We start from the raw sequence: 11,680 nt of genomic DNA, 5'->3' as shown, positions 1-11,680 counted from the left end.
ATGTCCGGAAAGGTCATCGGCGAGGGCAATCAGGTCATGGGGTGCGATCGAAACTGCCCAGTGAACGCTGCAGACAAGCCTGCATGTAGGCCACCTGGCTCTCAAGCACCTCGCGGGCGAGGCATTGGTCGTGGTGGTCGAGCTGCAGCCTGCGCAATGCCAGGCAGCTGGTCTGCAACAAGTGAGACACCCGCAGACAGGCCGCCTGTAGGGCAAATAAATCGGTCTCGCCTTGCTGCATGACGCTGGGTTGCAGCCCGCCGTGGCTGCGCACTTTGCCCATCAGCTGATAAAGCTTGGCGTCGGCCGAATCGCGCAGCAGGCTGTACTGGGCAAAGTCCAGCACCTCGCCTTCCTGCACCTTGTCCACGGTGGGCTGCAAGTCCATGGAGCGTAACTGCGCTTGCCTCTGCCCTTTCATGATCGTGCCCTGCCTGTCCACGCGCCCAATGTGGGGCAACGCTAGCAAGCAGCCAAGCGAAGCGGCAACTGACAAAAATGCCAGTTGCCAGGCGTCAGGCCGGCGAATTAAGCGCGCGTAAGGTCATCAGCCCTGCCAACGGCCAGTCACCCTCAAGCTCCGCCAGGCTGGCGGTACTCATGGCTGCCGATTGCTGCAAATGACCGTGTTCCAGGGCACCGACCAGCGTCCCCACCAGCGGTTGGTGGCTGACCAGCAGCACATGCTCCAGGCCCAGCCGTTCGATTTCGCCGATCACTCGCTGCACATCGCTTTCCGGCGTCAGCCAGGGCACGGTGTGCACAGGCTCGGCAAAGCCCAAGGTGTCGTGCACCAGCGCTGCAGTCTGCTGGGCACGGACATAAGGGCTGGCGATGATCGCCTGCAACGGCTGCCCGAGCAGGCGCGCGGCGCTGTGCAGCACCTGCTCGCGGCCATGGCTGGTCAGGCGCCGCTCGGCGTCGGTATTGGCCCGAGGCTCCGCCTCACCGTGGCGCAGCACCCACAGCTTCACAGCTTGGGCTCTTCGTCACGCACGGGGTGCGGCGCCGGAGCCACGGCGTGCGGGGCCTCGCCTTCTGGCGCACGAGGGGCGGGCCAGTCGGCGAATGGCCAGGGTTTCTGGTCGCTGTGGAAGCTGCCGAAGCGGCCGATCTGCGCCAGGTACTGGCTGAGGCTGTCGCCAAAGTTCATCAGGCTGGCGCTGGGGGCACCGTAGATCAGGCGGTAGATCAGCTGCACCAGCACCAGGCCGCCCAGCAGCAGTTCGGCCACTTGCCAGACCAGCAGGAACACCAGCATCCACAGTACCCGCAGGAGGATCGACTCACGCTGGGCGCGTTCGGGCGTATCGTTCATGTCTTACTCCTTGTTCTGGTCAAAGCCGCTGTCGGCTCAGTTGAAACCGCTGATGGAAATGAAATCGACGTCGGTCTTGGGCTCTGCACGCATCAGGTGCTCGATCACCTGGTTCAAGGTACGGCCCTCGAACAAGATGGCGTGCAGGCCCGCTACCAGCGGCATGTATACCTGCACTTCCTGGGCCTTGGCCTTGAGCACCTTGAGGGTGTTGACCCCTTCAGCGACCTCGCCCAGGCGATTGACTGCCTCATCCAGGCTCAAGCCCTGGCCCAGCGCGTGACCCACCTGGTAGTTGCGGCTCTTGGGCGAGGAGCAGGTGACGATCAGGTCACCGACACCGGCCAGGCCAAGGAAGGTCATCGGGTTGGCGCCCTGGCTCACGGCAAAGCGGGTCATCTCGGCCAGGGCACGGGTGATCAGCATGCTCTTGGTGTTCTCGCCCATGCCCAGCGCCACGGCCATGCCGGCAATGATGGCGTAGACGTTCTTCAGGGCGCCGCCCAGTTCGACCCCGAAGCGGTCGGCGCTTGCGTAGACGCGGAAGGTACGCCCATGCAGCACGGCCTGCACTCGCTGGCAGAGCTGTTCGTCTTCGCTCGCGACCACCGTGGCGGTCAGCGCGTGCTCGGCGATCTCGCGGGCAAGGTTAGGCCCCGACAGCACACCGATGCGGGCTTGGGGGGCGATTTCTTCGAGGATCTGGCTCATCAGCTTGAAGCTCTGCGCCTCGATGCCCTTGGTCAGGCTGACCAGGCCCTTGCCGCGCAACAGCTCGGCATGGGGCGCCAGTACGCTGCGCAAGGCGCTCGACGGCAAGGCGACGAAGACCAGGTCGCAGGCCTGCAGGGTAGCCAGCAGGTCGTTGACCGGCTCGACACCATCGTGCAGGCGAATGCCTTTGAGGTAGCGTGGATTCTCGCGGTTGACGCGCATGGCCTCGGCCTGCTCCGGGTCGCGCATCCATTGGCGCACCGGCACACCGTTTTCCGCCAGCAGGTTCGCCACGGCGGTGCCGAAGCTGCCGCCGCCCAGAACTGCAACAGGTTGCTGTTCAGTCATATCCAATCCGTTAAAGCCAAAAGTTAAGTGGCGACCGGGGCATTATACGATGCATAGGCGACAGGGCCAGTGGCAGCGCCCGGGAAAGGGCCGCTATGGAAGGCCTGATCGCTGGCAAAACACCCAAGGTCAGTTAACATGCCTGTTTCATCCCTGAAACAAGGTCGTACCGTGGTGCCTGGCACGCCCCCCTACCCGCGTCTTCTACTACTGACCGCCTTGCTCGGCGGCCCGGCCATGGCCGACGATCTGTTCATCGACAACGCCGACCTGCCGCAGGTTCTGACCGCCACCCGCCTCAAACAATCCCCGGCAGCGGTCCCAGGCAGCATGACCGTGCTCGACAGCGAACTGATCCGCGCCAGCGGTGCCCGCGACATCCCCGAACTGCTGCGCCTGGTGCCTGGCATGATGATCGGCTACGGCGCCGGCAATCAGCCGACGGTCAACTACCATGGCAGCAACGTCAACGACGCACGGCGCATGCAGGTGCTGATCGATGGCCGCTCGGTATACCGCGCAGGCCTTGCGACAGTGGACTGGAGCGACATCCCCCTGGCCATGGAGGACGTCGAGCGCATCGAGGTGTTCCGTGGCCCCAACACGGTCAGCTATGGCGCCAATGCGCTGATGGCGGTGGTCAACATCCTCACCCGCAACCCTGCCGACAGCCATGGCACGCGCCTCAAGGTCACCCGCGGCCAGGGCGGCATCAACGATTTCTACGCAAGCCACGGCTTTGGCTGGAACAGCGGCGACATGCGCCTGTCGGTGTCGGGCCTGCAGGACGATGGCTTCGACCAGGACCAGTACGGCCGCGACTACCGCGACAGCCGCCGCCTCACCCGCTTCAACCTCAGCGCCAGCCACAGCCTGGCCCCCGACCAGACCCTGGAATGGCAGTTGGCGGCCAAGGAAGGCAGCAACCAGCGCCCCTACACCTACCAGCCTGTATTCCCCTACGTCACCCAGCAGGGAGACAGCGCCGACGTCAATGCCAAGGATTACGCAGGTTCGGTACGCTGGAACATTGACCTCAACCCCGAGCACAGCCTGTATGTCCAGGGCTCGGCCCAGCACTTCGACCGCCAGCAGGTCTGGCGCGCTTGTGATGCGGCCCTGTCGTTCAGCCCGGAGCTGACCCGGCTGTGGCAGATGAACCCGAACTATGCCGAGCTGGTGGCTCGTGGGGCCAACAATCCGCCGCGCAGCAGCAACCCCGAGGAACAGGCACTGGTCGATGCCATCATGAACCAGTGGAACAACCAGGGCGGTCGCAATGTGGTGTGCGGTGATGTCGACCAAAGCACCCGCGAGACCCGCTACGACCTGGAAATCCAGGACACCCTGAGCCTGACCGACAACCTGCGCCTGCTCAGCGGCATGAACTACCGCTATGATCGTGCCGACTCGCAGACCTACTTCAACGGCAGCCTCGACGACCAGACCTGGCGCCTGTTCGGCCAGCTGGAGTGGCGCGCCGACGAGCACTGGATCATCCAGGGCGGCGCGATGTTCGAGGACTCGCGCCTGTCCGGCAACTCGCTGACCCCACGCGTGGCGGTCAACTACCTGATCACCCCACGCCATGGCCTGCGTGCGGTGTATTCCGAGGCGGTACGCTCGCCCGACATGTTCGAGAACAACGTCAACTGGAGCTACACGGTCAAAAGCCTGAGCCCCAATGCCTTTGGCCAGCAGCACGGCGAGTATTTCGTCAAGACCCGCGGCCCGGGCGACCTCGACCAGGAACGCATGCGCTCGCGCGAACTGGGCTACAACGGCTATTTCAGCGACATCGACCTGAGCATGGACGTGAAGCTGTTCTACGACGAAATCACTGGAATGATCAGCGAGCCCCTCAAGAACAACCAGTACATCGCCAGCAATGCCAACAAGGCACGCTTTACCGGCAGCGAGGCGCAACTGGACTGGCACCCCACCTTGCGCGACCGCCTACGCGTGACCTACGCCTACGTCGACGCCTGGGCCAGCAACCCCGACGACCGCCGCCTCAGCGCCCGCAACAGCGGCTCGGCAGGCTGGCTACGCGAGTGGGGCGATGGTTGGTCGAGCGCGCTGTTCTATTATGGTGACGATGCACTCAACCAGTACCGCTACGAGCGCCTGGACCTGCGCCTGGCCAAGCGCTTGCGGGTGCTGGGCAGCAACCTTGAGCTGGCAGCGCTGTGGCAGCAACGTCTGGACGATGAGCCGACTACCGCACTGCAAAACCGCTACGACAGCCGCCAGCGCCTGAGCGTCAGCGCGGAGCTGGAATTCTGATGGCCCGTCTGCTGCGCCTGCTGCTGCTTTGCCTGTGGCCCCTGGGGCCGCTGTCCGCCGGTGAAATCCTGCTGGTGGGTGGCGAAGATCAGCCCGGCATTCGCAGCTTCGTCGCAGCGTTCGAAAGCCATCGCCCGCATGACCAAGTACGTTTCCAGACCACTGCCGACCTGCCCCGCCCAAGCCGGCTCAAGGCCGATCAACGCCTGGTGCTGCTCGACAGTGCCGCACTGGAATGGCGCCTGAGTGAAAGTGCCGGACCGCCAGCGCTGGCCATGCGGGTAAGCCGGGTACAGGCTGAACAGCGCCTGGGAAAGTCCCGCCCCGCCTTCCTTACGCTGCTGTGGAGCGACCCACCCCTGGCCCGACAGCTGCGCCTGGCGCGCTACCTGCTGCCACAGGCGCAACGCATCGGTGTGCTTTACGGTGAGCACAGCGTCTTCCTGCTCGATGAGCTGCGCCATGCCGCACGCCCCCTGGGCCTGGAGATCATTGCCCAGGACTGGCCCGACCCGCGTGACAGCCGGCCCCTGCAGCAGTTGCTGGGCAACAGCGACGTGCTGCTAGGCCTCGATGACCCTGCCCTGTACAACCCAAAGACCGCGAAAAACCTGCTGCTCAGCAGCTACGGCCGGCAAATGGCGCTGATCGGCCCGAACGCAGGTTTTGTGCGCGCAGGCGCCCTTGCCAGCACCTACAGCGACCAGGACGACTGGTTGGCGGTGCTCGACCAATTGCTCGACCAGCCGCCGACACGCTGGCCGCGAAGCCTTTATCCGGCGCGCTACGGCGTCAGTGGCAACCAGCAGGTGGCACGCGCCCTGGGCCTTGAACCTATCGATCCGAACGCCGCCGCCAAGGCCTTGGCCGAAGGAGAATCCACCCCATGAGCAGACGTCTGAGCTGGGACATCCACACCCGCACCCAGATCATCAGCCTCGGCCCCGCCCTGCTGCTGACCTTGCTGCTGATCAGCTTCTTCACCTTCGTACGTATCCAGGACCTGCGCCAGGAGCTCAACCACACCGGCCAGCTGATCGCCAACCAGCTGGCGCCGGCCTCCGAATACGGGGTGATCTCGGGCAACAACGAAGTGCTGGAAGGCCTGATGCGTGCCACGCTGAGCATTCCGCACGTGCGCTTTCTGGAGGTGCAGGACAGCCGCAACCACATCCTGGTCTACGTCGAGCAGTCTGACGAAAGCGCCAACCGGGCGCAGCGGGTGGAAGTGTTCCAGGCCCCGATCCGCCTGCAGCAGATCCGCCTGGACACCGACTTCCTGCAACCGGGCAAGGTCTCCGTACCCGCCATCGGTGACGACTACCTGGGGCGGGTGATCGTCGGCATGTCCGACGATGCCTTCAGCCAGCGCCAGCAGGAAATCGTGATCAAGGCGGGCATCCTGGCCCTGTTCGCGCTGCTGTTCACCTTCCTGCTCGCTCGCCGGCTGGCCCTCAGCCTGGCCAAGCCAATCAGCGACATGGGCCACGCCGTGAAGGCCATACAACAAGGCGAGTACAACACCCCGCTGCCGGTGGTCGATGACAGCGAGCTGGGCCATCTGGCGCGCCACATCAACAACCTCGCCACCGCGCTGGAGCAAGCCAGTGCCGAGCAGAAGCAAGCCATTGCCCAGTTGACCCAGGCGCGCGAGGAAGCCGAACAGGCCAACCGGGCCAAGTCGGACTTCCTGGCGATGATGAGCCACGAGTTGCGCACCCCCATGAATGGCGTGCTGGGCATGCTACAACTGCTCGAAACCACCCCACTGACCAGCGAACAGGCCGACTACACCGCCGTTGCCAGTGAGTCCACCGGGCACCTGCTGAAGGTCATCAACGACATTCTCGACTTCTCGCGGATCGAGCGCACGGCGCTGGAGCTGGAGCGCATCGACTTCAACCTGGGCGAACTGATTGCCAGCAGCGTTCAGTCGTTCCAGCACAGCGCGCAGCAACGCGGCCTTGGCCTGCATCTGCAAATGGCCGAAGGCATCGAGCACCTGACCGTGAACGGCGACCCGACACGTATCCGGCAGATCTTGCTGAACCTGGTGGGGAATGCACTGAAATTCACCGAGCGTGGCCAGGTGCACGTTGAAGCGCGCTGCCAGCTGCTGGACCGACAACTGATCTGGTTTACCTGCAGCGTGCGCGACACGGGCATCGGCATCGACAGCGGCCGCATGGAAATGATGTTCGTCGCCTTCCAGCAGGCCGACAGCTCGATTTCCCGACGCTACGGCGGCACCGGCCTGGGGCTGTCGATCGCGCGCACCTTGGCCGAACGCATGGGCGGCAAGCTGCGCGGCGAGAGCCGCGAGGGCCTGGGCTCGACCTTCACCCTGGAAATGCCGCTGGCACTGGCCGCGCCCGCACAGGCGAAACTGCCCGGGGCCGTTCGCGAACAACGACCGCTCGCCGGTAGCGAGCGGATACTGTTGGTGGAGGACAACCCGGTCAATCAGAACGTCATCGAGGCCATGTTGCGCAGCCTGGGGCTTGAGGTCAGCGTGGCGGCAGACGGCATCCAGGCAGTCGATCAGGTCAGCCAGCAACGGTTCGACGCCATTCTGATGGACTGCCGCCTGCCGAACCTGGATGGCTATGAAGCCACCCAGCGCATCCGCCTGCTGCCAAACGGCATGCACCTGCCGATCATCGCCTTGACCGCAAACGCGTTGGAAGGTGATCGTGAGCGCTGCATGGCCGCCGGTATGGACGATTACCTGACTAAACCCTTGCGCCGCACCGACCTGCAGCGCGTGCTGCAACGCTGGTTACCCGGTCAGACAACCGCGACTGGCGATAAATGCTAAAGTGCGGCAGTCTTAAGGACTGGACAGGATCTTCTTCGGACCTGAAAATAGACGTTTCAGTGCACACCTGTACTTCTTTCGTCTGGTGCACTGTGACTTTCACCACAACGCAATAGTCTACCTGTAGGCTGCCGCCCCGGAGTCATCGCTTTTCGGGCCGGCCGGGAAGATTCGTCCCCTGCCGCAGGGGGTTATTGAGGAGCTCGCATGACCAAACAACACGCCTTTACTCGGGAAGACCTGCTGCGCTGCAGTCGCGGTGAGCTGTTCGGCCCAGGTAATGCGCAACTGCCCGCGCCGAACATGCTGATGGTCGATCGCATCACCCATATCAGCGAAGAAGGCGGCAAGTACGGCAAAGGTGAATTGGTCGCCGAGCTGGATATCAATCCGGACCTGTGGTTCTTCGCCTGCCACTTCGAAGGCGATCCGGTGATGCCGGGCTGCCTGGGCCTGGACGCCATGTGGCAGCTGGTCGGCTTCTTCCTCGGCTGGCAGGGCCTGCCGGGCCGCGGCCGTGCGCTGGGCTCGGGCGAAGTGAAGTTCTTCGGCCAGGTACTGCCTACCGCCAAGAAGGTCACCTACAACATTCACATCAAGCGCGTCCTGAAGGGCAAGCTGAACATGGCCATCGCCGATGGCTCGGTCAGCGTCGACGGCCGCGAGATCTACACGGCCGAAGCCCTGCGGGTCGGCGTGTTCACCTCCACTGACAATTTCTAAGGGTTATTCGCATGCGCCGCGTCGTTATCACTGGTCTGGGCATCGTATCGTGCCTGGGCAATGACAAAGAGACCGTCACCGAAAACCTGCGTAAAAGCCGTCCGGGTATCCGTTTCAACCCGGAATACAAGGAAATGGGGCTGCGCAGCCAGGTTTCCGGGTCCATCGACCTCAACCTCGAAGAACTGATCGACCGCAAGGTCTACCGTTTTGTCGGCCACGCCGCGGCCTATGCCTACCTGGCGATGCAGGATGCAATCAAGGACGCTGGCCTGACCGAAGAGCAGGTTTCCAACCCGCGTACCGGCCTGGTTGCCGGCTCCGGCGGCGCCTCGACCCTGAACCAGATGGAAGCGCTGGACACCCTGCGCGAGAAAGGCGTCAAGCGCGTTGGCCCATACCGCGTCACCCGCACCATGGGCAGCACCGTTTCGGCGTGCCTGGCCACCCCGTTCAAGATCAAGGGCCTGAACTACTCGATCTCGTCGGCCTGCGCCACTTCGGCACACTGCATCGGCACCGCACTGGAGCAGATCCAGTGGGGCAAGCAGGACATCGTCTTCGCCGGCGGCGGTGAAGAAGAGCACTGGAGCCAGTCGTTCCTGTTCGATGCCATGGGCGCCCTGTCGACCAAGCGCAACGAAACCCCGGAACTGGCCTCGCGCGCTTACGACGCTGACCGTGATGGCTTCGTCATCGCAGGCGGCGGCGGCATGGTGGTAGTCGAGGAGCTGGAGCACGCTCTGGCCCGTGGCGCCAAGATCTACGCCGAAATCGTCGGCTACGGCGCGACTTCCGACGGTTACGACATGGTCGCCCCAAGCGGTGAAGGCGCCATCCGCTGCATGCAGCAGGCGCTGGCCACCGTCGACACCCCGATCGACTACCTGAACACCCACGGCACCTCGACCCCGGTCGGTGACGTTGCCGAGATCAAGGGTGTTCGCGCCGTGTTCGGCGACAAGGCACCGAAGATCAGCTCGACCAAGAGCCTGTCGGGCCACTCGCTGGGCGCCGCTGGCGTGCACGAGGCGATCTACTGCCTGCTGATGATGGAAAACAACTTCATCGCCGGCTCCGCCAACATCGACGAGCTGGATCCGGAAGTTGCTGACCTGCCGATTCAGCGCGAAACCTTGGAAAACGCCAAGATCGACACGGTCATGAGCAACAGCTTCGGCTTCGGCGGCACCAACGCTACCCTGGTGCTCAAGCGCTGGGCTGGCAAGTAAGGCCGTGATGCAGTAAAGAAAAACGCCCCGACTGGTTCGGGGCGTTTTCTTTTGTGTTGCCTGTACGGGCCTCCTCGCGGGCAAGCCCGCTCCCACAGGGTTTCGTGCATAGCCTGAGCCTTGCACAATACCTGCGGGCTTGCCCGCGAAGAGGCCCGTACAGGTTTGTTACCTAGCCTTGGGCAACACAGCCAAAAAATTATCCCTGGCTACCTTCTGCGCCACCGCCTCCGGCAACGCATCCAGAAACGGCTTGAACCCGTGCATCTGCTCGCCAAGGCTCGCAAACTTGCCCACCACATCCGACCCGAGCATGAACCGCTCAGGGAAGCGCTCTACCAACGCCAGCCAAGCCTTGCGTGGCACGCCCTTGTCATCCAGCAGATAAGGCTCCAGCACGCTCCACGACAAGTCGACAAACAGGTTCGGGTAATCCTCCAACAAACGTGCCAGCACCGGCAGCAGAAAATCCATCTGCGTCTGGTGACGATGAATTTCCATGCTGCTGCCGGCATGCGCCCAGATGAAACGCGTGTGCGGGTGATTACGCAGCGGCTCTTCGATCTCGGCCAGGTACAGCGGGTTGCGCTCACGCTTGGAGGTGATGTTGCTGTGCAGCAGCACCGGGAGGTCTCGCTCGGCCGCAAGGTGATAAATGCGGGTCATGGCCTCGTTGTTGGCGCGCGGTGTGTCACCGCTGGTCAGCGCGGTCAGGTCGTCGTGGCGGGTGAAAACCTCACCAATACCCTGCCAAAGCCCTGGGTAGAGATCGAGCATGCGCTCGATATGGCTGACGGCATTCTTGTCCACCGGATTGAAGCCGGTCAGGAACGGATGAAAGCGCTTGCGCTGTTCGGCAGGCAGCTTCTGCAGCGCTGCGGCCACATAGGTATCGGTCGCGCTGTACCAATAGGCATCGGCGTCGTCCCCTGCGTAGTAGCGCGGGCGCTTAGGTTCGTCCTCGTGCCATTTTTTGGCCACCGGAATGCCGGAGATCATCGACTGCTCGATGCCCGCTTGATCCATGGCCTTGATCAACGCAGGCATGCCCTCTGTCTCCTGGAAAAAGTCGACGTAGTGCAAGTGGGCGTCACTGTAGCGGTAATCGCGCGCCTGCGCCGACAGGCACAGCCAACCAGACAACACCGCACAAGCCAGCGCTCTGGCGATCATGGGCAGCTTCCTTCTCCAGGTACGAACAGGGTAGACCGACCGGCAAGCGTGGCAGTTCAGCCTGGCCCGGCAAACCGCTATGCTTGGAGCACTTGCAACTTGCCCGGAGCCCATCATGAGCATCCCCCTGGTCATCCGCCCACGTGCGGAGTCGGTCGAGGGCCAGCCGATCCTGCGCCCGCTGCCTTCGGCCCAGTGCCGCAGCGTCGGCCCGTTCGTGTTTTTCGACCACATGCTCGAAACGGACTACGCCCCAGGCCGTGGCATGGATATCCGTCAGCACCCACATATCGGCTTGTCGACGCTGACCTACCTGTTCGAAGGCGAAATCCTGCACAAGGACAGCCTCGGGTCCGAGCAGCATGTGAAGCCAGGCGATGTCAGCTGGATGACGGCAGGCAGTGGCGTGGCGCATGTCGAGCGCACACCTGCCGATGTGCTTGCCAGCGGTTCGCGCCTGCATGGCTTGCAGGTCTGGCTGGCGTCACCCCGTGCGCTCGAACAAGGCACGCCGCGCTACAGCCACCACCCGGCGGCAAGCCTGCCGGTCAGTGACAACCTGGGGGTGCGCATTTGCATGATTGCGGGCAGTGGCTTCTGCCTGGAATCGCCGGTACCGGTGCTCTCCCCTACCCTGTACGCACACGTGCGGATGCAGCCCGCCACCACGCTTAGCGTGCCTGATGAGCACGCGCAGCGGGCGCTCTATCTGCTTGATGGCGAGCTGATGCTGAACGACGAGGAGGTAGAGCCATGCAGTTTGGTGGTGCTGCCAGAGGGCGAAGCGGCCACCTTGTATGCGGAAGGTGAATGCCAATTGGTAGTGATCGGCGGGGCGCCGCTGGATGGGCCGCGGCGGATGAACTGGAACTTCGTGGCGAGTGACCCGGCATTGATTGAACAGGCCAGGGCGAGGTGGGCTGCGGGGGATTGGCCTACGGTACCGGGGGAGACTTCGCGGATCGAGTTGCCTCGTTGACCGGGGCCGCTTGGCGGCCCTTCGCGGGCAAGCCCGCTCCCACAGGGATAGCGCCACTGCCAGTGCTCAGCGGTTTATTCGCGGGAGCA

Annotated in this window: 11 protein-coding genes; 6 read left to right on the top strand and 5 right to left on the bottom strand. The window is 63.6% G+C overall.

The window, feature by feature from the left end:
• Window positions 1-34 precede the first annotated feature (34 nt).
• The 4 genes from OGV19_RS04655 to OGV19_RS04640 form a co-directional block, all read right to left on the bottom strand.
• Window positions 35-421 carry a hypothetical protein gene (locus OGV19_RS04655; protein ID WP_264312339.1) on the bottom strand — a complete coding sequence of 129 codons (387 nt, stop codon included), beginning with the start codon at window positions 419-421 and terminating at the stop codon, window positions 35-37.
• Window positions 422-515: 94 nt separating this feature from the next.
• On the bottom strand, window positions 516-974 hold the full coding sequence (sixA, locus tag OGV19_RS04650) for a phosphohistidine phosphatase SixA (protein ID WP_264312338.1): 459 nt from the start codon (window positions 972-974) through the stop codon (window positions 516-518).
• On the bottom strand, window positions 971-1,318 hold the full coding sequence (locus OGV19_RS04645) for a DUF4389 domain-containing protein (RefSeq protein ID WP_264312337.1): 348 nt from the start codon (window positions 1,316-1,318) through the stop codon (window positions 971-973). Before OGV19_RS04645 ends, sixA begins: the two co-directional genes overlap by 4 nt.
• Window positions 1,319-1,354: 36 nt before the next feature.
• Window positions 1,355-2,380, bottom strand: a complete 1,026-nt coding sequence (locus OGV19_RS04640) for an NAD(P)H-dependent glycerol-3-phosphate dehydrogenase (protein WP_264312336.1) — start codon at window positions 2,378-2,380, stop codon at window positions 1,355-1,357.
• Window positions 2,381-2,518: 138 nt separating this feature from the next.
• Here OGV19_RS04640 and OGV19_RS04635 point away from each other — a divergent pair, with 138 nt between their 5' ends.
• The 5 genes from OGV19_RS04635 to fabB all read left to right on the top strand — a co-directional run bounded on the left by OGV19_RS04635 (window position 2,519) and on the right by fabB (window position 9,439).
• A complete protein-coding gene (locus OGV19_RS04635; protein WP_264312335.1) occupies window positions 2,519-4,666 on the top strand; it encodes a TonB-dependent receptor plug domain-containing protein in 2,148 nt (715 codons plus the stop codon).
• Window positions 4,666-5,556, top strand: a complete 891-nt coding sequence (locus tag OGV19_RS04630) for an ABC transporter substrate-binding protein (protein ID WP_264312334.1) — start codon at window positions 4,666-4,668, stop codon at window positions 5,554-5,556. The genes OGV19_RS04635 and OGV19_RS04630 overlap by 1 nt, the downstream gene beginning before the upstream one ends.
• Window positions 5,553-7,484 (top strand): response regulator, encoded by a 1,932-nt coding sequence (locus tag OGV19_RS04625; protein WP_264312333.1) that lies wholly within the window; start codon window positions 5,553-5,555, stop codon window positions 7,482-7,484. Before OGV19_RS04630 ends, OGV19_RS04625 begins: the two co-directional genes overlap by 4 nt.
• A gap of 207 nt (window positions 7,485-7,691) precedes the next feature.
• Window positions 7,692-8,207 (top strand): 3-hydroxyacyl-[acyl-carrier-protein] dehydratase FabA, encoded by a 516-nt coding sequence (gene fabA / locus OGV19_RS04620; protein ID WP_027592861.1) that lies wholly within the window; start codon window positions 7,692-7,694, stop codon window positions 8,205-8,207.
• Window positions 8,208-8,218: 11 nt separating this feature from the next.
• The gene (gene fabB / locus OGV19_RS04615) at window positions 8,219-9,439 is read left to right on the top strand and encodes a beta-ketoacyl-ACP synthase I (protein WP_264312332.1); all 1,221 of its coding nucleotides are present in this window, start codon (window positions 8,219-8,221) and stop codon (window positions 9,437-9,439) included.
• 168 nt (window positions 9,440-9,607) lie between these two features.
• Here fabB and OGV19_RS04610 read toward each other — a convergent pair whose 3' ends face one another.
• Window positions 9,608-10,612 (bottom strand): amidohydrolase family protein, encoded by a 1,005-nt coding sequence (locus OGV19_RS04610; RefSeq protein ID WP_264312331.1) that lies wholly within the window; start codon window positions 10,610-10,612, stop codon window positions 9,608-9,610.
• A 115-nt stretch (window positions 10,613-10,727) separates the two neighbouring features.
• Between OGV19_RS04610 and OGV19_RS04605 the strand changes: the two genes are divergently transcribed.
• Window positions 10,728-11,591, top strand: a complete 864-nt coding sequence (locus OGV19_RS04605; protein ID WP_264312330.1) for a pirin family protein — start codon at window positions 10,728-10,730, stop codon at window positions 11,589-11,591.
• Window positions 11,592-11,680 lie beyond the last annotated feature (89 nt).

Origin of the sequence: Pseudomonas putida, from assembly GCF_025905425.1 — a bacterium.
GTDB lineage: Bacteria > Pseudomonadota > Gammaproteobacteria > Pseudomonadales > Pseudomonadaceae > Aquipseudomonas > Aquipseudomonas putida_AF.
Note: the sequence above shows the minus strand (reverse complement) of the source record. Positions and strands in the feature narration are given on the sequence as shown.

Bases quoted from the DNA above. Each gene is read 5' to 3' on its own strand.
- OGV19_RS04630 (WP_264312334.1), top strand. From the start codon at position 4,666: ATGGCCCGTCTGCTGCGCCTGCTGCTGCTTTGCCTGTGGCCCCTGGGG.
- OGV19_RS04625 (WP_264312333.1), top strand. From the start codon at position 5,553: ATGAGCAGACGTCTGAGCTGGGACATCCACACCCGCACCCAGATCATC.
- OGV19_RS04605 (WP_264312330.1), top strand. From the start codon at position 10,728: ATGAGCATCCCCCTGGTCATCCGCCCACGTGCGGAGTCGGTCGAGGGC.
- OGV19_RS04645 (WP_264312337.1), bottom strand. From the start codon at position 1,318: ATGAACGATACGCCCGAACGCGCCCAGCGTGAGTCGATCCTCCTGCGG.
- OGV19_RS04655 (WP_264312339.1), bottom strand. From the start codon at position 421: ATGAAAGGGCAGAGGCAAGCGCAGTTACGCTCCATGGACTTGCAGCCC.
- fabA (WP_027592861.1), top strand. From the start codon at position 7,692: ATGACCAAACAACACGCCTTTACTCGGGAAGACCTGCTGCGCTGCAGT.
- OGV19_RS04640 (WP_264312336.1), bottom strand. From the start codon at position 2,380: ATGACTGAACAGCAACCTGTTGCAGTTCTGGGCGGCGGCAGCTTCGGC.
- OGV19_RS04610 (WP_264312331.1), bottom strand. From the start codon at position 10,612: ATGATCGCCAGAGCGCTGGCTTGTGCGGTGTTGTCTGGTTGGCTGTGC.
- OGV19_RS04635 (WP_264312335.1), top strand. From the start codon at position 2,519: ATGCCTGTTTCATCCCTGAAACAAGGTCGTACCGTGGTGCCTGGCACG.
- fabB (WP_264312332.1), top strand. From the start codon at position 8,219: ATGCGCCGCGTCGTTATCACTGGTCTGGGCATCGTATCGTGCCTGGGC.